The following is a 17893-nucleotide window of genomic DNA, read 5'->3' on the forward strand; positions in this document are numbered from 1 at the left end:
GAGGTTTGTGTACTTCGGCGATGCGTGAGGTGAGGGTTGATGTCAGGACATAAGAGCCAGAAGCTCTTATATACGCCTCAAAGGAGATGGGGTCGACATCGTGGACATGAAGCTCGAGGTTGTGGTGCTGCCCGTCGCTGATGTGGACCGGGCCAAGAACTTCTACAAAGCACTGGGCTGGCGAGAGGATGCCGACGTCGCCACCGGGGAGGACTTCCGGGTGGTGCAGCTGACCCCGCCGGGGTCAGGGTGCTCGGTCATCTTCGGCGCCGGCGTCACCTCGGCCGCGCCGGGCTCGGCGCAGGGCCTGTACCTGATAGTGACCGACATCGACGCGGCCCGGGCCGAGCTGGCCGACCGCGGCGCCGAGATGAGCGAGGTGTTCCACGACTCGGGTGGCGTGTTCCACCACGCCGGGACCCGGGAACGGGTCTCCGGCCCGGATCCGGACCGTGCCAGCTACGGCTCGTTCGCGTCGTTCAGCGACCCGGACGGCAACGGCTGGCTCCTCCAGGAGGTCACCACACGCCTGCCGGGCCGGTGACCTGGCGAGCTCCGCGATTCTTGACGAGGAGGAGTTCTGGCATGCAAGCGACCTATGCTTCCACGGCCGAGCTGGCCGCCGCGTTGCGCCGTGCGGAGGCCGCGCACGGCAAGCACGAGGAGGAGATCGGGCAGCCCGACCCGGACTGGCCCGACTGGTACGCGCAGTACATGGTGGATGAGCAGACAGGGCACCCCGGCCCGGGGGCGAGCGCATGAGCGACTACGACGTCATCGTCGTGGGCGCCGGCTCGCCGGGCGAGCATTGCGCCGGCGAACTGGCCGACGGCGGCCTGCGCGTCGCGCTGGTCGAGCGCGACCTGGTCGGGGGCGAGTGCTCCTACCGGGCCTGCATCCCGTCCAAGACGCTGCTGCGCCCAGGCGAGGCGGTGCACGACGCGCGCGAGGCGGCGGCCACCGCGCAGGTCGACGTCGGGGCGGCGCTGGCCTGGCGCGACTTCATGGTCTCGGACTACTCCGACGCCGGGCAGGAGCGCTGGCTGGCGGGCAGGGGCATCGCCCTGCTGCGAGGGACCGGCAAGCTCACCGGGATCGGCGAGGTCGAGGTCGATGGCGTACGCCACTCCGCCCGGGATGTCGTCGTGGCGACCGGCTCGGAGCCGGTCGTCCCGCCCGTCCCGGGCCTGCGCGAACTTGACGGCGTGTGGACCAACCGCGAGGTGACCGGCATGAAGGCCGTCCCGCGCCGCCTGATCGTCCTGGGTGGCGGGCCGGTCGGCGTCGAGATGGCCCAGGCCGTACGGCGCTTGGGCGGCGAGGTGGCCCTCGTCGAGGCCGCCGCGCACCTGCTCGCCCACGAGCCCGCGCCGCTGGGCGAGGCGCTCGGCGAGGTGCTGCGCGCCGACGGCATCGAGCTGCGGCTGGGCGTGCACGCGACCGCCGCGCGGCGCGACGGTGAGGACTACGTCCTCGTCCTCGGCAACGGCGGCGAGCTGCGCGGCGACCGCCTGCTCGTGGCCACCGGCCGGCGTCCGCGCGTGGACGGGATCGGCCTGGAAACGGTCGGCGTGAAAGCCGATGGGCGCGGGATCCCGGTGGACGCGCGACTGCGGGCCGGCGAGCGGCTGTGGGCGATCGGCGACGTCACCGGCGTACGGCTGCTGACCCACGTAGGCAAGTACCAGGGCGAAGTCGTCGCCGCCAACATCCTCGGCGAACCCCGCGAGGCCAATTACGCGGCCATACCGGACGTCGTCTACACCGACCCGCAAGCAGCCGCGGTCGGTGCCGCCGAGGCCCGGTTCGCCGCCACCGTCCCGGTGTCCGAGGTGGCCAAAACGGCCACCTACACGCGCGCCTACGCCCAGTCCAACGGATTCCTGACCCTGCTGTCCGACGGCGAGCGGCTGACCGGCGCCTACGCGCTCGGCCCTGAGGCCGGCGAGTGGCTGCAGCAGGCCACCCTGGCCATTCGCGCCGGGGTCCCGCTCGCCGTGCTGCGCGACACCATCCAGCCCTTCCCCACCTTCTCCGAGATCTACGTCTCGGCCCTCAAGGCACTCCACAACGCCATCACCGCCGCGCCGTAGCTTCATGGGTGTGCATCCCTTCCGGCAAGTCTCGTCGCCATGTCCGCCCTCCGGAGGCGACCGGCGCTAAGAACAGGCAGGTGGGATCAACCAAATCGCTTCGTTCGTGGCTGCCGGCCGATCCATGGCGCACGCTGCTGATTCTGGTAGCCGTCTGCTACGGGATCGTCCAGTTGGCCGGAGTCACTCCCAAGATGGGAGTGGGGTGGGACGAGGTCGTCTACGTCAGCCAGGTCGACCCGCGCGTGCCCGCCGCCGAGTTCATCGCGCCCCGCGCTCGGGGAATCACCCTGATCGTCGCCCCGGTGGTGCTGATCACCTCGTCGACGGAGGCGCTGCGGATCTATCTGAGCCTGCTGTCGGCCGTGGCGCTGTACGCGTCGTTCGGAACCTGGCTGCGGGTACGCTCCGGACCGACGGTGCCCCTGGCCGCCCTGCTGTTCGCGTCCCTGTGGCTGTCGTTGTTCTACGGCGGCGCGGCCATGCCGAACATGTGGGTGGCGTTCGGCGCGGTGGCCGCCGTCGGCTGCTTCCTGCGCTGCGCGCGGCCGGACAGCGGGCGGGGCCCGCTGATAGGGCTGGCGGTGAGCGTGGCCGCGGTGGCCCTGCTTCGCCCGCCGGACAGTGTCTGGCTCGTCCTCCCGCTCGCGGTGGCGCTCGCCAAGCCGGGACGGCGGCGGATCGGCGCCGGGGCCGCTCTGATCGTGGGCCTGGTGGCCGGCTGGGCCGACTGGATCATCGAGGCATTCGTCCGCTTCGGCGGGCCGGTCGCTCGATGGCAGGCCGCCGGAGCGGCGAACGAGACCGGCCTGCACTTCTCGCTTTACGAGCACGCTCGAGCGCTCAACGGACCGTTGCTCTGCCGGCCTCCCGCGCACTGCGGGCCCGTCGTGCTGCCCTGGCTGCTCTGGTTGAGCGCGATCCCCATCCTCGTCCTGCTCGGTCTGTACGCGGCGCGGCGCCGTGAACGCCTGCCCGAGTGCGTGATGCCGGCCCTCACCGGCCTGTCGCTGGCCGTGCCGTACATCTTCCTGGTCGGCTACGCGGCGCCCCGCTTTCTGCTGCCCACGTACGCGCTGCTGGTGATCCCGATCGCGCACAGCGCGCTCTGGCCACTGGAAGGGCCGCGCGGGCAAGCGGCTCGCCGTGCCGGTGCCGCTCTCGTGGCCGCCGGTTTCCTCGCCCAGTTCACCCTGCAGGGCCTGACGCTCGACAAGGTCGTCTCACCTCGTCTGTCCAAGCGGCAGGCCGACGTCGAGGTCGCCGGCGCGTTGGCCACGTTCGCCGTCCACCGGCCTTGCCTGGTGTACGGCGAGCACGCGGTGATGATCGCCTACCGGATGGGGTGCGAGGCGCACACCGTCTTGCGCTGGCCGCAGGACAGCGAGGTGCCGGCCCCCGTGCTCAGCGCCCAGAACGCGGGAAAGACCGTGGTCGCCGTCGACAAGGGCCGATCGATCCCGGCGCCGTTCCTGCTGGCGTGGGAGAGGCGGCGGCTGCCAGAAGTGCGGCCCGGCACGTGGTACGCGTACGTTCCCCGCTGACTACAGTCGAAGGTAATCGAGCAAACACCGGCCCACGTCTGAAGCGTCGGCTGCCTCGTATATCCACCCGGCTGCCGGTCGGCTCCATCGGCCCACGGCCCCGGCGGAAAGGACCCGCCACCATGAACCACGAACCGGATACATCCAACGGCCACTCCGGAGACGACAACGGCGCGCGGCGCCCGTCCATGTCCCCGCTCCTCAGGGACCGGCTCGACGCCGCCGCCACCGCGGCCCGCGCCGAGCTGATCAGCGCCATCGAGAAGAGAGCCGGCCTGTTGCTGTCCTGGGCGGGCGTCGCCTACGGCGTGACAGTCACTCTCATCCTCACCGGTCCGGCCCGCTTCCCGGGAATCGCGCGTTTCGGCGTCATCCTGGCGCTGATCCTGCTGTCCGCGGCGGTCCTGCTGATCCTGATCACCATCCGCCCGCTGTCTCCCGAACGCGGCGGAATGAGAATCCTCACCTACGCCGATGAGCCCACGCCCCAAGCCCTGATCGAACGGATGAACGCCGAGACAGAGGACTACGAGCTGTTCCTGGCCACCGACGCCCTCCGGGTCGCCCGGATCGCGCGCGCCAAACACCGCAGTCTGCGCTGGGTCGTCGATCTGATCGTCGCCGGCATCACGGTCATGTCGGTCATGGTCTTCCTGGAGCGCCTGCTCTGACACCGTCCGGAACCGGTGGCTCCACCTGACTCGAACGGCTCGCCTCACGCTCTGCCGGTCGTCACCTCGGCGGCACCACGCATCTCAGGCGCGACCATGCATCTCGGACGGCACCGCTCATCTCAGGCGGTGCCGTCGCCTCGATCGCGGCCGAGCACCGCGGCGATCGCCAGGGCCGCTGCCAGGCCGCTGATCAGCACCGCGGCGAGCGCCCCCAGAACGGCCTGCTCATCGCCGAAGGCGATGCCGATGGCGGCCAGCGGAGGTCCCACGTTGCGCACCGCCGCTATGCCTCCCATGGTGGTACGGCGCATGAGCGGTCCGGTGGCCAGCAGCGTGCCGACGGCGAAAGCGACGACAGACAGGACGAACCCCGCGAGCAGCGTACGCGAGCCGAGCAGCGCGACGACGTCACGCCAACTGCCCAGAAGCATGCCCGCCAGCACCATCATGAACGTCACGTTCGACACCGTGGCGGCGGCCGGATGCCATGAGAGCGCCGTAGGCCGTGCGTAGTGACGCACCATCAGCCCGATGACGAACGGCACGAGCTGCAGGATGGCCATGGTCCGCACCAGCGCGGCGACGTCGAGGGAGAATCCCGCGCCGACCTCGGCCGTGATGAGGATGCCGCTGCTCATGGGGCCGAAGGTCAGGCTGGCCACAGCGGCCAGCAGCACCTGCATCGCCGTGCCCGCGGCCACATCCCCCTTCTGCACCATGCTCAGCTTCGCCCCGAACGGCCCACCCGGTGAGGAGGCGACCAGGACCAGGGCGATGAAACCCGCGGCGGGCAGGCCGAACAGCGCGGCGATGCCCCAGCCGAGCAGCGGGACGACCACCAGATTGGCCAGCACCGCCAGCAGGAGCAGCGGCAGGTCGGTGAAGACGGCACGCAGCGCCGGCAGTGTGGTCGCGAGGCCGGCGGCGAACATGGTGGTCGCTATGAAGATCACGGTGATCGCGTTGAACAGCAGCAGCAATGCGTTCATGAAACCTCCACCCCCAGCGGTGAGCGTGTCCAGGCGGTGCCTGGCGTCGCGCGTCAGTCTGTGAGGTCGCCGAGCCGGCGCAGGGCGGTCAGTCCCGGCATGAAGCAGTATTCGCCGCCGCGCGTGACGACGAACCGCGGCAGCGAGACCAGGCGTCGCCGTGGTGGTGGTACTCCGCATCGCGCACGGCCAGGTCGTCCGACGCCCCCACATCGTGATGCGGCCCGAGGATCAGACAGGTCCCCTCCCAGGCGAGGAACTGCCGCAGCGCCTCGATCTCCTCGGAGGCGGGCTCCTGCCCGGTGATCGCGTGATCCAGCCCGAACAACAGCAGGTGCGCGCCGTTCTGAACTCGCTCATCTCGCCTCCGAGTGGCGCTGGCGGCTCTCACTGCAGTTGGTCGAGCATCTCCGACAGGGCGCTCTTGATCCGCAGAGCCTTTTTGATCTCATCCGCGGTGACGTACGGATACCTTCGCGATGACGGTGAACCCGAAGTACGCGGGTAGACGGGGCCGTACTTCCCCTCCTTGGGAATGACGACCGCCTGGGGCGTGATGTCCATGGCTGCTCCCCTTTCGCCCTGGTCAGGGGGGAACAGCCGAAGCCGCCTGACCCCAGAATTGTCCCACGTCCCCATGCCAGAGGATGTGTGAGGGGACAGCCGGGCCGGCCGCCGGCCCTTTCATTAATCTCACATCAAAAAATACGTGACATTCATCAGGAATCTTTCGCGCGACTCAAACGACAGCAAAGCGATGGTCGGGATATAACAAAATACCAGGCCAGGTGCATCCATCAGGCTTTTCCACACATAGGTGCGCTGGCCACGAGTACCGGTACGCGTATGTACCTCATGAAATTGGTGCGCCTATCACCAGCCCAGGAAAGAGAATCACATGACCACCACCGCAGAACGCACCGAGCGTTCCGAGCACGAGAGAGAGCGAGGGGCCTTCGAGGCGCTCCTGCTCGCCGCACTCGCGGGTCGGTAACCGGCGGCCCGCCGGACCACAAGCAAGGACGCTGTCCCCTGGCCACCGTCAAACCGGCAACCGGAGTGGCGGCTCCCGTGCACCGGACGAGGTCACGCGGAGAGGCCGCCCATCACACGTGCCGCACCAACCAAAGGATCTGCCCATCGGCCTGCACCGGCTCCACCTGGAACCACATCCGCGACGACTTCGACCCGCTCACCGCGGCCACCTCACCGGAGCGACCGGCACCTTCCGCCAGCGCGCCGAGCCGACCAACCCCCAGCGCGACATCCTGGCCAAACCCGACATCCAGCCCCCGAAGAAGATCGTCGAGGCCACGCCCGCCGCAGACGCCTGACCAGGCACAACACCTGCGCCTAGTGACACACCGCATCAGCGTACCCGCATGCGTTTCCGCAGCTCACAACCCAGATCCAGGCATTTTTCTCGCTCCACGTCTGCGGAACGCGGGGCAAACTGCCCCCTTGACATGCGCGCTCCCGATTTCCGCCTGCTTCGGGAGCAACCTCGAGGCCGGATCGCGGATTGACCGGTTCGGCTTCGACACCAAGGACGAAGAGCCGCAAAATTTCATGTCACAGAGATTGATGAAGAGAACTTTCAGAGTTATGTTCATGATCGACCCTCCCTCCCGCGGCCGTCGCCTCCCGTCGAAGTGGATCACCATGCCACCGACGTAGTTCCGTCGCGACAGGACTCATCGGCATCACGGAACTGGGCGCCTAACCACATCCCCCCAACGCACCTGTTCAGAGAGGTGAGCATGCCCACAACCGGCAGGCCGACCTGGCCGAAGACCCTCAGATTCGCGATCACCGCCCTGTTCGTCACTCTCGCGGCGGCGCTGGTCCCCCAGGCCGCCTCAGCGCAGAGCAGCGCCATACTGGCCGTGGCCCACAAGAGCCCGTTCAACTGCGGGAAGACCTTCTACGCCAACAACTGGACCGGGACCCCCGCCCACAACCCATCGGGCTCCATCGACTGGCAGGACTACGGCAGCGATGACATCAACGGTGAGACCGTACGTGCCACCGCCGCGGGCACCGCGTACTTCTATGACGCGGGAAGCACCAGCTACGGCAAGTGGGTACAGGTCAATCACAGTGACGGCACCAGTACCCGTTACGCCCACCTCGCGACCCAGGTGAAGTCGGCCGGCAGCTCCATGACCGTCAGCCAGGGCACCGCGATCGGGACCGTCGGCTCGTCGGGCGGCGCGACCGCCGCGCACCTGCACTACGAACAGCGCACCTCAGGCGGCGCGGTGGACACCAGCCCGACCGTGGACGGCGTGACCGTGTCCTTGGGCACGAAGAAGGCCGTTACGAGCACCAACGCCTGCAGCGGCAACCCTTACAGCCCCGAGGAGGTCTGCGGCAGCGGTTACTCGGAAATCGACTCAGCCGCCCTCACCGGCGGCCGCACCTATCTGCTCTACAACTCGGGTAATGGCTACAACTGCGTCGTGACGCTGAAGACGACGAGCCTCGGCACGGCGTCGGCGGTGTCGGCATTCCTGGAGCCGGAAGGGGAGAGCAGGACGACCGACTCGGGCAGCTACGGCTACTACGCGGGGCCGGTCAAGCGGGACGCGGCCGGACAATGCGTCAAGTGGGGCGGTTCGGTCGGCAGCAGCTCGTACACCAGCGGCTTCGAACACTGCGATTAAGAGCGTTATTCAGTTGGCGATCGGTCGCTGAAGGAGCCATGGCAGGGTTCCTTCAGCGACCGGTTTCTGAGCCGAACAAGACGGCCGGCTTGCGCCAGAGGATGCTGTAACGCAACAGGAGATGCCGGCGATACTGGGAGCCGGGCAGGATCTCTGTTTCGACGCCGCGCGGTACTGCGAGCGAACACCGTCGAGCGGTGCGTGAACAAGCTCAAGGCCTACCGGGCGGTGGCCCTGCGCACCGACAAGCGCGCGATCGTCTATCCGGGAACCATCGACGTTGCCTCAATCAAGGTCTGGCTCCGCGACCCAGCCGTATGACGACGAAGCATCGCCTATTCACCAGCTTCAACGGTGCGCGGCGTTTCCTCGGGCTCATCCAACGACGACGGCTCCAAGGGGCGGACGCTCAGCACCCACGGGCCTGCCACGCACGGAAGGCATGCCTGGACACGCCAATAGGCCGATTCATCGAGCTCGTCCTGGTCGATCGACCAGTCCATGCTCGGCGAACCGTCGCTCATGAAGATCGCTTCCAGGAAGTTGTTCCATCGCCCATATGAGCTGAGTACTACGAACTCGTCGGGCACATCCAGGTCCAGGATGACATAGCGGTCGTACTCCTCTTGACCATCAGGATTGAGGAGCAGTTCCGCCGTCAACGCCACCCGGTCATCGCGGGTATCCGGCCCAGGCCATGCCCACAGCGGCGGTCGGCCCGAGCAGCCGATGCCGCGCCGCGCCATCTCCGCCACCATTTCCTCGTAAGCAGGACGGTATGAGCGGCTCAGCACCCTGGCCCAGTCCCCAACTAATTCACCGCCGTCCTCCAACGACTCGAGAACCATTCGATGCTGGACCGTCCACAAACGCACCGGACAAATTATGTCAGCACAGGGCAGATGATCTACGGGACACGCCCTACTTAGCTAGCTGACGTCGACGGACCATGCTCAGCCGGTGGAACGGAACAGGTCAAGGAACATCTCGTCGACGCCGTTGAGGGCACGGTGACCGAGCTGAGCGAGCGCCACGGAATCGCCGAAGATCTCCTGGCCTGTACCTGAGCAACAGCGCGACGATGGACCTTCGCGCAGGAACAGGGCCTCGTTCGGCCACACGGGCGGCGCGCGGCGAAACCATCCGGGTCGGGGGCTTGCGACCAGACCTTGAGCAGTCCGTCGGTGGAGGGGCTTCGCGATCTCAGCGAGCTCGACGGCCAAGGCGGGGCATCACCCCGGGTGTCAAGGACGAGCTCCCAGACAGATTCCCAGGCGCGCTCAGGGAACGCGGATGTCCGCTTTGCTGACCCTGCTCAGTGATCATCCTGCCGAACATGGGCCCCGCCGGCCGGGTGGTCGGTGGAACCGGCAGGCCAGGACCCGTCGTCACCGAGCGATGGCGTTCCGGAGGAACTCGACGATCTCCGCCCGCGCGGCCTTCGCCTGCGGCACCACGCCCGGCATGCTGAGGAACGCGTGCGTCGCCCCGGGATATTCGGTGAGCCGCGCGGGCGTCCCGGCCGCTCGCAGTCGTTCGGCGTAACAGCGGCCGTGATCGGCCACCGGATCAATGGTGGGCACCAGTAGGAGCGCTGGGGCCAGCCCGCTCAGGTCGTCGGCGTACAGCGGCGACACCGTACGAGGATCCGTTCCCGGCGGAACGGCGAGCCGCTCGAACAGCCGCATCTGCGTCATGGTGAGGGTCGGGCTGTGGGCGTGCCGGCTCATCGAGGCGTGCTCGAACCCCGTCGAGGTCAGGTCGACCGGGGCGTTGGCCAGTACCTGCGCTCGCAGGGGCAGGCCGGAATCTCTGGCCCGGATCGCGGCCAGGGCGGTGACCATCGCGCCGGTGCTCTCACCGAAGACGGCGGTCCGTGCCGGGTCGACTCCCCACTGCGCGGCGTGCCGCACCACGTGCTGGAGCACGTCCCAGCCGTCGTCGACGGCCGCCGACATCGGAGTCTCCGCGTCGAGGAGGCGGTGCTCGACCGAGACGACGACCGCGGGCAGCCGCGTGGCGAGGTGGCTGTTCACCCAGTCGCTCTGCACCGCCGTGCCCACGAACCCGCCTCCGTGCACGTGGAGCACGAGTGGCAGGCCGGCCCGGTCGGCGCCTTCGCGCCCGGGCGAGGGCCGGGACACCCGGACCTTGAGCCTGCGGCCGGGCAGCGCCACTTCCTGCCACTCGATCGTGGCGCCACGGTCCGGGAACCCGAGGATCAGCCGCGCCAGACGGGAGGCCCGCTTGCGGTTCACCGTGTCGCGCAAGGTGACCAGTTCCTCGGCCGTCATCGCCAACCAGTCCGGCTCCTTTCCCAGGGCACTCATCAACCGGATGCCCAGCGGCGGCCGCTCTGTTACCTCGCTCATGTGTCCTCCTCAGCCCAAGAGTTTCGATACCTCAAGTATCGATACCGATGGTAGCGCAAGAGGTTATGGTGTGAGCATGATCCGAGCGACCACATCCGCCAGACCACCCGGTCGCCCGCGCTCCGGCGTCCACGCCGTGGTCTTCGCCGCGACGCTGAGCACGGTCCACGAGCTCGGCTACGCGCGTGCCACCGTCGAACGCATCGCCGCGGTGGCCGGTGTCGCGAAGACGACGATCTATCGTCGCTGGCCGTCGAAGGGCGCGTTGATCGTGGACTGCCTCCTTGACGCGTTCGGCCCGGTGCCGCTGGAGGGCACCGGTCGAGCCGAGCTCATGGCCTCGGCCGTCCGCTGGATCGCGGCGAAGATCGGCGAGCCCGGGGTCGGTGACGCGTTCGCAGGCGTGTTCAGTGACGCCGTCAGCGATCCGGCCCTGCGTGAGGTCCTGTCCGCGCGGTTGCAGGACCCGTACCGGCTCGCGCTCCAGGACGCGCTCGGCGAGCCGGAGAACCGGGTCCTGTTCTTCATCGACGTCGTCGTCGGCACCTTGCTCCACCGGATGGGCATGACCGGCCGGCCGATGGTCGACGCCGACGTCGCCGCGCTGGTCGAGATGGTTCTGCCGCACTTCGGCGAGAGTGCCGGTCCGACCTAGGCCCGCTGTCGAACCGGCGATCGGCGCCGGCGGCGACGCGGCCAGAACCCGGGCACTACGGCTCCTGGGGTTCACCTTCAGCGGCGTGGCCCGCCGACCCCTTTCCGAGACGGACGGTGGCCGATCAGGCGGACGGGGTCTGGAAGTAGTGGCCCTGTCCCAGATCGTCGAGGAGATCGGCGTGCGTCGGCTGCCATCCCAGAAGTTCGCGGGTCAGCGCGCTCGAAACCGGGACGTCCATCCCGAGGAAGCCGGCCAGCCAGCCGAAGTGCTCGCCGGCCTCGTCCTGGGAGATCGAGGCCACCGGCAGGTCCAGATGGCGGCCGATCACCTGGGCGATGTCGCGGATCAGCACGCCCTGCTCAGCGACCCCGTGCAGGATGGTGCCCGCCGGGGCCTTCTCGAGCGCGAGCCGGAAGAGGCGGGCGGCGTCCAGCCGGTGCACCGCCGGCCAGTGATTGGCCCCGTCGCCGAGATAGCCCGAAACGCCCTTGCCGCGGGCGATGCCGATCAGGGCCGGCATGAAGCCGTGGTCTCCTTCGCCGTGCACGGTCGGGGACAGGCGCACGACTGACGAGCGCACGCCGCCGGCGGCCAGGGAGAGCGCCACCTGCTCATTGGGGAGGCGGGCCGCTACCGGCGAGTCGGGAGGCAGCGCGAGCGGGTCGCGTTCGGTCCCGACAGTCCCCGGCTTGAGCCCCAGCGTGCCGGAGGTCACGACCAGCGGCCGGCCGGAACCCTCGAGAGCGGCGCCGAGGGTCTCGATGGCACGCCGATCGGTGTGCGCCGCGTACTCGTACTGCGACAGTGTCGTCTCCTCGTGCCGCGGGGCGTCGCGGGTGTACGCGGTGTGGATGACGCCGTCGGACGCGGTGGCGGCGTCACGCAAGCCGTCGAGGTCGTCGAGAGCGGCGCGGTGCGCCTGGGCGCCGACAGCCGTCAACGCCGCGGCGGCCGCGTCCGAGCGGGCGAGGCCGACGACCTTGTGCCCTGCTTCGAGGAGTTCGCGGACGACGGCAGAGCCGACGAAGCCGGTTGCGCCGGTGACGAAGACATGCATCAGGAGATCCTCTTCCAAAAGAATTCAGTTGCTCTATCTGTGGTTGCTGACAGACGGACCTTCTGCTGACTGCATCGGGCAGCGAGCCGCGGCCACGTCGGTCGGCGGTCGGCGGTCGGCGGTCGGCGGTCGGCGGTCGGCGGTCGGCGGTCGATTGGAGTTTGTGCTGTCCGTCCCGGGTCAGCCAGATCCCTGCCGGGGGTGGCCCTGATGGGGCCACGTCCGAGCTGCCCGCGCGTCGTAGGCTCTGCGCATGGCCGAGGGCAATGCGATAGGTGAGTTCCTGCGCGCACGCCGCGAGTTGGTGCGGCCGGAGGACGTCGGCATCCCCGAGCTGGACCGTCGCCGCGTGCCGGGACTGCGCCGCTCGGAGCTGGCGATGCTCGCTGGGATCAGTACCGAGTACTACGTCCGTTTGGAGCAGGGCCGCGACCGGCACCCGTCGACCATGGTCCTGGAAGCGCTCGCGCGAGCGCTTCAGCTCGATGAGCACGCGACCGCGCACCTGCACCGGCTCCTGGCGCCTGTGCCCCGCCGCGCACCACGGCGCAGGGCCGAGAAGGTCTCACCGCAGATCGACGTACTGCTGCGGTCCCTCGACCCGACCACGCCCGCCTACGTCACCGGCCGGCTCACCAACGTGCTGGCCGCGAACTCGCTGGCCACGGCTGTGCTTCCACTGCTGGTGCCGGGCACCAACTTCGTCCGCGCCACCTTCCTGGATCCGATCGCCGATCAGCTCTACGACGACCTCGAGGCCCGCCGGGCCGCCGCCGCGGCCGGCCTGCGCGCCTTCGCCGGCCCCCACGTCGATGACCCCGAGCTGACCGAGCTCGTCGGGGAGCTGTCAGTCAAGAGCCCGGACTTCCGCCGCCTCTGGTCCCGACACGACGTCAAGCCCATGCACGGCGCCCTGCCCCGGCTCGGCATCCGCCACCCCCAGCTCGGCCCGATCGACCTCTACCACCAGAAGCTCCAGATCCCTGGTAGCGGCGGGCAGGTCCTCGGACTCCTCTACGCGGAGCCCGGCAGCAGGAGCGAACAGGCCGTGGCCATGCTCGCCGCGATGATGACGAAACCAGAGGGTCATCGAGTGGCTCGGCGCGCGCAACACGTAAGTCCCACAGATGCGGCCGATGCCTCCGCGTCCTGAAGCGCGGAGTAGCTCCGGAGCCCTTCTCGGTCCGCGCTGTGATCCTAAAAAAGAGGACATCGTCGGTTGTCATGGCCAGACCTATTGTGGGTCCACGATGGAGCCCTTGCCTGGTTTGGTGGTGATCAGCCGGCGTTCCCTGAGGGCTTCCATCGCTTTGCGGACCGTCACGCGTGCAACGTCAAACTCCTCTTGCGGTTTCACCTCGGAGATGAGGGCGAGGGGCGCATATGTGCCGTCTTCGATGCGCTCGGCTACCACGTTTGCTATCTGCTCCCACTTGTAGAGCCGTGGGTCCCATTCGATCACAGGACGACTCCAGGTATCCCTGGACAGCAGTGGACTACATGCCCGCAACGGCTTGATGCCCCAAGATCGTGAGCTCGCACCTGCCATCCATCCATGGGCCCGCCAAAGGTCACCAAGGTCCTCGCAGGCGAAGCCTGCTTGAGGGGGAACGCCCGAGCGAAGCGAGGTCCTTCAGGGGTCGGGGCTTTGGCCCGACTGGAAGCAACGTCTGAGTCCCCAAAGCGCGAAGCGCCCGGAAAGCGAAGCCCGTTGTGCGCCGCAGGCGCTCCCAAGGAAGAACAGCCCGGAGCGAAGCGGAGGCCCTTTGGAGGGTCTCCCACCGGCTCAGTAGACCGAGATGTGTGGGTGGTCGTAGTGGTTCGCTGTGGTGCCGCCGCGGTCTGACATCGTGCGCCAGGCGCCGCGGCTGGCGTGCCAGATTCGCTGCCGGTAGATGATGTACATGATGCCCAGCCGCTTGGAGTTCTTGATCGCCCAGGCGGCGATCTCGTTGCCGCGGGCCACCTCGGCGGCCGTCGGCATCGAGCCGCCGCGGCTCAGCATGAAGTCGCACGCCCGCCCGAGCGGGTGCTCGCCGCCGTCCTGGATCGCCCGGTAGCAGCCGATCCCGTTCGGTACGTTGAACCGCTCCTGCACGAGGGTCTTGACCAGGCGCATCCGGGGCGTGATGTTGTCGGAGCCCCCGGGTAGCTGCGGGACCCAGGTGCCGTCCGAACGCCGTACGCCCGGCGCCTTGAACAGCTTGTCGATCTTGTCCTTGATCTTCTTGATCAGGCTCTCGGCTTTGTCCTTGCGCTTGCCGAGGTCGGCGACCTGGGTGCCGAGTTCCTCGGCGCGGGCGGCCGCCTCCTCCTCGGCCTGCTTGCGGCCGTCCCTGACCTGGGCGAAGCCGCTGAGCCGGGCGTTCTGCCGGTCTATGAGGTGATTGGAGAGCGCCAGGCCGCCCAAGAGCGCCGACGGGTCGGCCCCCGAGAGCATGGTGGCCGCGCTCGGGGGGCCGCCGTTGGTGTATTGGGCGATGGCCATCAGCCTGAGTTCGGCCGACTCGCGGTCGTAGATCTCCTGGGCCGCGGCCAGCTTCTCCTTGGCGGCCCGCTCCGCCTTCTCGGCCTTCTGGTGGGCGATGCGGCCGTTGTAGTAGTCGGTGATCAGCTTGTCCGACTGCTTCCGCAGGGCGGCCAGTTCCTTCTTGAGCTGCTTGATCGTCGGCTTGGGGGCCGCGTGCGCGGGGGTGGCCGGTCCCGCTATCAGGAGCACCGCTGTGAGCAGCGCGGAGAGCGCTTGGGTGAGGGTTCGGATGGGACGGCGCCGCCGGTCTGCGGGGGATGCAACCGCCACACTTCTCCTTCGCCTGAGCTGTGGGGCTCCGAAGTACGCCCCCTATCCGAGGCTAGATAGTAGGGGATCACCTGTATCGGACGGCAAATTAGCAGATTTCGGTATGACCGTCATTGGGGGTGCCCACCCGGCGCAGGTCACAGGTCAGTCCTCGGGGTTCGGAGGGCAGGACGGGTGCGGGGGCCGGGCCCGTCTGGCTCTGCGGGCCGCCCAGTGGCGGCCGAGCAGGGCCGAGCCGGGGACCAGCACGAAGCCGAGCAGGCCGCTCCCGATCCCGAGATCGACGTCCGCGTCGAGCAGGCCGTCCTTGCCCTCGAGCAGCGGCAGGCCGACCGACACCTTGACCGACACCGAGACCAGCGGCTGCGCGGCCGTGGCCGGGGCGGGAGCATGAGTGGTCGCGGGCTGGGTGGTGGCCGGGCGTTCGGACGGCTTGGGCTCACTGGTGGCGGGCTTCGTCGTGGCCGCCTGCTTGGTGGCCGGCCCGCCGGTCGGCTTGATGGTCGGTTGCGAGGTGGCGGGGTGAGTGGTCCGCGTCGGCTCCGGCCCACGGGTGGGCTCGTGCGAGCGGGCGGGCTCGCGCGATCCGGTGGGGTCGGCGTGATCCCTGGTGACCGTCGGAACCACGGCGTCAGTGGTGCTCGGGCCGGCGGTGGAGATGGGCGGCTCCGCCGTACCCGATCGGCTGGGGACAACGGGGGCGGACGTGGTGACGGGCGGGAGCGCGGCGACGCCGTCCGGCGGTGAATCGTTCCAGATCACGAACGCCGACACCACCGCAGCGGCGGTCGCGACCACCAGGCCGCTCGTCACCGCGAACTTGGCCACCGGCGCGAGCGCGTTCTCGAACAGGCTCGTGCCGCCCCCCTGCGCCGGCAGCGGCTTCGACAGGGGAAGGAGCGCGGTGAGCGGCACGGTCAGCAGGCCGAGGCCGGCCCGGCCGCGTACCTCCCAGCCGGTGCCGTAGGCGAGGTCGGCGACCTCCTCCAACTCCTCCAGGAACGCCTCGGCCGACTCTGGCCGGTCGGCGGGGTCCTTGGCCAGGCCGTGCCCGACCAGTGCCCGCATCGGCTCCTCGATGTCCTCCAGCGGGGGTTCGGCGTGCTGGTGCTGGTAGGCGAGGGCGGCGTAGTTCTCGCCGGTGAAGGGCCGGTGCCCGGTGAGGCACTCGAAGAACACCACGGCCGCCGCGTACACGTCCGACGCCGGCCCGGCCGGGGCGTCCGCCCACTGCTCGGGCGCCATGTAGGAGGGGGTTCCGGCGAGCGGGGCGTTCTCGCCGGAGTGCGCGGCGACGCCGAAGTCGACGAGCCTGCTCCGTCCGTCCGGCGAGACGATCACGTTCTCGGGCTTGAAGTCACGGTGTACGACGCCGCGCCGGTGCGCCTCGGCCAGCCCGAGCAGGGCGCCCTTCAGTACGGTCAGCGCCGCCTCGGGGCCGGTGGCGCCCGCGTGCCGCAGCAGGCGGCGCAGGGTGATGCCGTCCACCAGTTCCATCACGATGCAGGTGTCGTCCTGGCCTTCGACGTAGTCGAGCAGGCGGGCCGTGTGCGGGCTGTCGAGTTCGCGGATCAGCCCGGCCTCCGCGCGGAACCGTTCGACGAACAGTTCGTCGTCGCGTAATCGCGCGGACAGGTGCTTGATCGCCACGGGCATTCCGTCGGACGCCCGTAATGCGAGCATGACCCGGCCGGTCGCGCCATGTCCAAGTTCCCGGACTTCGGTGTAGCCGGGAACGCCCATCGGCGGGACCTCCAAAGACGGATAAAGATCCTTATACATGGACGCTAACCCGTGGTAACGCCCCGTGTCGAGGGTTATTGCCCGCGTCACCGAACCCTTGCGGCAATCGGTATTTTTACTACGCCTTATAGTAGATTCAGGCGGCTGGGGCCACGGCGAGGAGCCGGCGGATGTTCCCGGCGGCGGTCCGGCCCGCGCGGTTGGCGCCGATCGTGCTCGCCGACGGGCCGTATCCCACAAGCTGCAGCAGCGGCTCGGCGATCACCGCGGTGCCGTCCACCCGGATCCCGCCTCCGGGCTCGCGCAGCCTCAGCGGGGCGAGGTGGTCGAGCGCCGAACGGAACCCGGTGGCCCAGACGATCGTGTCGGCTTCCGCGTATCGCCCATCATCCCAGCTCACCCCATCGGCCGTGATCCGGCTGAACATCGGCAGCCGCTCCAGCGCCCCCTTGGCCAGCGCCTCCCGGACGATCGGCGTGTACCCGAGCCCCGTCACGGCGACCACGCTCTGCGGCGGCAACCCGGCGCGTACCCGCTCCTCGACCATGGCGACCACGTCGCGGCGCGCGTCCTCGCCGAAGTCGTCCAGAGGGCGGAACACCGGCGGCCGGCGAGTGACCCACAGGGTGCTCGCGGCCACGCCGGCGATCTCGGAGAGCACGTGCGCGGCCGAGTTCCCGCCGCCCACGACGACCACCCGCCGCCCCGCGAACTCCTCCGGTCCCCGGTACGTCGCGTAGTGCAGCTGACGACCGCGGAAGGAGCGCGTGCCCGGATAGTACGGCCAGTACGGGCGGGTCCAGGCGCCGGTGGCGTTGACGACGGCCCGCGCCGCCCACTCCCCCGCGCCGGAGGTGACGACGAGCCGCCCGCCCCCGCCACGCGCCACCGCCGTCACCCTGACCGGCCGCCGCACGGCGAGCCCGAGCTCTCGTTCGTAGTCCGCGAAGTACGCGGGCACCACCACGGCGGCGGGCCGCCACCCGTCGACCTCGCGCGGAGCGCCGGGCGAGCCGCCCACCGGCAGATCGGCGCGCCGCACGCCGGGGAGGTCGAAGAGGCCGTGCACCTTGTCCATGGTCAGCGACGGCGACCGGTGCCGCCACGCGCCACCCGGCCCGTCAGCCGCGTCCAGCACCAGCGGCTCGAAGCCGAACCGGCGCAGGAAGTAAGCACTCGACAGCCCGGCCTGCCCGGCCCCGATCACCACGACGTCGATCTCGTCCACGTACGGATGCAACCAGCGCGACCCCACGGCTCTTCCCGGCTGGTGCGGCAAGCGAGCGAAAACGGGCGG

Annotated in this window: 20 protein-coding genes; 9 read left to right on the plus strand and 11 right to left on the minus strand. The window is 69.2% G+C overall.

What is annotated here, in order from left to right:
• The first annotated feature begins 106 nt into the window (after positions 1 to 106).
• From AB0F17_RS01985 to AB0F17_RS02005, 5 genes are all read left to right on the plus strand, one after another.
• Positions 107 to 544, plus strand: a complete 438-nt coding sequence (locus AB0F17_RS01985; RefSeq protein WP_358015656.1) for a VOC family protein — start codon at positions 107 to 109, stop codon at positions 542 to 544.
• 41 nt (positions 545 to 585) lie between these two features.
• Positions 586 to 762 (plus strand): hypothetical protein, encoded by a 177-nt coding sequence (locus tag AB0F17_RS01990; protein WP_358014642.1) that lies wholly within the window; start codon positions 586 to 588, stop codon positions 760 to 762.
• Positions 759 to 2093 carry an NAD(P)/FAD-dependent oxidoreductase gene (locus AB0F17_RS01995; RefSeq protein WP_358014645.1) on the plus strand — a complete coding sequence of 445 codons (1335 nt, stop codon included), beginning with the start codon at positions 759 to 761 and terminating at the stop codon, positions 2091 to 2093. The genes AB0F17_RS01990 and AB0F17_RS01995 overlap by 4 nt, the downstream gene beginning before the upstream one ends.
• 80 nt (positions 2094 to 2173) lie before the next feature.
• Positions 2174 to 3637 carry a hypothetical protein gene (locus AB0F17_RS02000; protein ID WP_358014647.1) on the plus strand — a complete coding sequence of 488 codons (1464 nt, stop codon included), beginning with the start codon at positions 2174 to 2176 and terminating at the stop codon, positions 3635 to 3637.
• A gap of 122 nt (positions 3638 to 3759) precedes the next feature.
• Entirely contained in the window at positions 3760 to 4308 is a 549-nt protein-coding gene (locus AB0F17_RS02005) for a Pycsar system effector family protein (protein WP_358014650.1), read from the plus strand.
• Between the two features lie 122 nt (positions 4309 to 4430).
• Here the strand turns inward: AB0F17_RS02005 and AB0F17_RS02010 are convergent, their stop codons facing one another.
• From AB0F17_RS02010 to AB0F17_RS02020, 3 genes are all read right to left on the minus strand, one after another.
• A complete protein-coding gene (locus AB0F17_RS02010) occupies positions 4431 to 5300 on the minus strand; it encodes a bile acid:sodium symporter (protein ID WP_358014654.1) in 870 nt (289 codons plus the stop codon).
• Between the two features lie 88 nt (positions 5301 to 5388).
• Positions 5389 to 5691: a hypothetical protein gene (locus AB0F17_RS02015; protein ID WP_358014657.1), complete on the minus strand. Its 303-nt coding sequence runs from the start codon at positions 5689 to 5691 to the stop codon at positions 5389 to 5391.
• Complete coding sequence (locus AB0F17_RS02020) at positions 5688 to 5864, minus strand: hypothetical protein (RefSeq protein ID WP_358014660.1); 177 nt, start codon at positions 5862 to 5864, stop codon at positions 5688 to 5690. Before AB0F17_RS02020 ends, AB0F17_RS02015 begins: the two co-directional genes overlap by 4 nt.
• A gap of 548 nt (positions 5865 to 6412) precedes the next feature.
• On the opposite strand from AB0F17_RS02020, the gene AB0F17_RS02025 reads away from it, so the two are divergent.
• Together AB0F17_RS02025 and AB0F17_RS02030 are read left to right on the plus strand one after the other, a co-directional pair.
• Positions 6413 to 6634 (plus strand): hypothetical protein, encoded by a 222-nt coding sequence (locus AB0F17_RS02025; RefSeq protein WP_358014663.1) that lies wholly within the window; start codon positions 6413 to 6415, stop codon positions 6632 to 6634.
• Between the two features lie 426 nt (positions 6635 to 7060).
• The gene (locus AB0F17_RS02030; RefSeq protein ID WP_358014666.1) at positions 7061 to 7966 is read left to right on the plus strand and encodes a M23 family metallopeptidase; all 906 of its coding nucleotides are present in this window, start codon (positions 7061 to 7063) and stop codon (positions 7964 to 7966) included.
• Between the two features lie 335 nt (positions 7967 to 8301).
• Here AB0F17_RS02030 and AB0F17_RS02035 read toward each other — a convergent pair whose 3' ends face one another.
• From AB0F17_RS02035 to AB0F17_RS02045, 3 genes are all read right to left on the minus strand, one after another.
• Positions 8302 to 8841 (minus strand): DUF3841 domain-containing protein, encoded by a 540-nt coding sequence (locus AB0F17_RS02035; protein WP_358014669.1) that lies wholly within the window; start codon positions 8839 to 8841, stop codon positions 8302 to 8304.
• 78 nt (positions 8842 to 8919) lie between these two features.
• The gene (locus AB0F17_RS02040; protein ID WP_358014672.1) at positions 8920 to 9189 is read right to left on the minus strand and encodes a hypothetical protein; all 270 of its coding nucleotides are present in this window, start codon (positions 9187 to 9189) and stop codon (positions 8920 to 8922) included.
• A gap of 165 nt (positions 9190 to 9354) precedes the next feature.
• A complete protein-coding gene (locus AB0F17_RS02045) occupies positions 9355 to 10338 on the minus strand; it encodes an alpha/beta hydrolase (RefSeq protein ID WP_358014675.1) in 984 nt (327 codons plus the stop codon).
• A 76-nt stretch (positions 10339 to 10414) separates the two neighbouring features.
• Between AB0F17_RS02045 and AB0F17_RS02050 the strand changes: the two genes are divergently transcribed.
• Complete coding sequence (locus AB0F17_RS02050) at positions 10415 to 10993, plus strand: TetR/AcrR family transcriptional regulator (protein WP_358014678.1); 579 nt, start codon at positions 10415 to 10417, stop codon at positions 10991 to 10993.
• Between the two features lie 124 nt (positions 10994 to 11117).
• Here the strand turns inward: AB0F17_RS02050 and AB0F17_RS02055 are convergent, their stop codons facing one another.
• On the minus strand, positions 11118 to 12053 hold the full coding sequence (locus AB0F17_RS02055) for an SDR family oxidoreductase (RefSeq protein ID WP_358014681.1): 936 nt from the start codon (positions 12051 to 12053) through the stop codon (positions 11118 to 11120).
• A 253-nt stretch (positions 12054 to 12306) separates the two neighbouring features.
• Between AB0F17_RS02055 and AB0F17_RS02060 the strand changes: the two genes are divergently transcribed.
• Positions 12307 to 13206 (plus strand): helix-turn-helix transcriptional regulator, encoded by a 900-nt coding sequence (locus tag AB0F17_RS02060; protein ID WP_358014684.1) that lies wholly within the window; start codon positions 12307 to 12309, stop codon positions 13204 to 13206.
• Positions 13207 to 13287: 81 nt separating this feature from the next.
• Here the strand turns inward: AB0F17_RS02060 and AB0F17_RS02065 are convergent, their stop codons facing one another.
• The 4 genes from AB0F17_RS02065 to AB0F17_RS02080 all read right to left on the minus strand — a co-directional run bounded on the left by AB0F17_RS02065 (position 13288) and on the right by AB0F17_RS02080 (position 17824).
• Complete coding sequence (locus tag AB0F17_RS02065; RefSeq protein WP_358014687.1) at positions 13288 to 13515, minus strand: winged helix-turn-helix domain-containing protein; 228 nt, start codon at positions 13513 to 13515, stop codon at positions 13288 to 13290.
• A 324-nt stretch (positions 13516 to 13839) separates the two neighbouring features.
• The gene (locus tag AB0F17_RS02070) at positions 13840 to 14853 is read right to left on the minus strand and encodes a hypothetical protein (RefSeq protein WP_358014689.1); all 1014 of its coding nucleotides are present in this window, start codon (positions 14851 to 14853) and stop codon (positions 13840 to 13842) included.
• 144 nt (positions 14854 to 14997) lie between these two features.
• On the minus strand, positions 14998 to 16635 hold the full coding sequence (locus AB0F17_RS02075) for a protein kinase (protein WP_358014693.1): 1638 nt from the start codon (positions 16633 to 16635) through the stop codon (positions 14998 to 15000).
• A 97-nt stretch (positions 16636 to 16732) separates the two neighbouring features.
• Positions 16733 to 17824, minus strand: a complete 1092-nt coding sequence (locus tag AB0F17_RS02080) for an FAD-dependent oxidoreductase (RefSeq protein ID WP_358014697.1) — start codon at positions 17822 to 17824, stop codon at positions 16733 to 16735.
• Positions 17825 to 17893 lie beyond the last annotated feature (69 nt).

Source organism: Nonomuraea sp. NPDC026600 (assembly GCF_040638335.1).
In the GTDB taxonomy this organism is placed as follows: domain Bacteria; phylum Actinomycetota; class Actinomycetes; order Streptosporangiales; family Streptosporangiaceae; genus Nonomuraea.

Coding starts and splice junctions, on each gene's coding strand:
- AB0F17_RS02010 (WP_358014654.1), bottom strand. CDS start 5,300: ATGAACGCATTGCTGCTGCTGTTCAACGCGATCACCGTGATCTTCATA.
- AB0F17_RS01995 (WP_358014645.1), top strand. CDS start 759: ATGAGCGACTACGACGTCATCGTCGTGGGCGCCGGCTCGCCGGGCGAG.
- AB0F17_RS01990 (WP_358014642.1), top strand. CDS start 586: ATGCAAGCGACCTATGCTTCCACGGCCGAGCTGGCCGCCGCGTTGCGC.
- AB0F17_RS02055 (WP_358014681.1), bottom strand. CDS start 12,053: ATGCATGTCTTCGTCACCGGCGCAACCGGCTTCGTCGGCTCTGCCGTC.
- AB0F17_RS02030 (WP_358014666.1), top strand. CDS start 7,061: ATGCCCACAACCGGCAGGCCGACCTGGCCGAAGACCCTCAGATTCGCG.
- AB0F17_RS02060 (WP_358014684.1), top strand. CDS start 12,307: ATGGCCGAGGGCAATGCGATAGGTGAGTTCCTGCGCGCACGCCGCGAG.
- AB0F17_RS01985 (WP_358015656.1), top strand. CDS start 107: ATGAAGCTCGAGGTTGTGGTGCTGCCCGTCGCTGATGTGGACCGGGCC.
- AB0F17_RS02050 (WP_358014678.1), top strand. CDS start 10,415: ATGATCCGAGCGACCACATCCGCCAGACCACCCGGTCGCCCGCGCTCC.
- AB0F17_RS02075 (WP_358014693.1), bottom strand. CDS start 16,635: ATGTATAAGGATCTTTATCCGTCTTTGGAGGTCCCGCCGATGGGCGTT.
- AB0F17_RS02045 (WP_358014675.1), bottom strand. CDS start 10,338: ATGAGCGAGGTAACAGAGCGGCCGCCGCTGGGCATCCGGTTGATGAGT.
- AB0F17_RS02020 (WP_358014660.1), bottom strand. CDS start 5,864: ATGGACATCACGCCCCAGGCGGTCGTCATTCCCAAGGAGGGGAAGTAC.
- AB0F17_RS02005 (WP_358014650.1), top strand. CDS start 3,760: ATGAACCACGAACCGGATACATCCAACGGCCACTCCGGAGACGACAAC.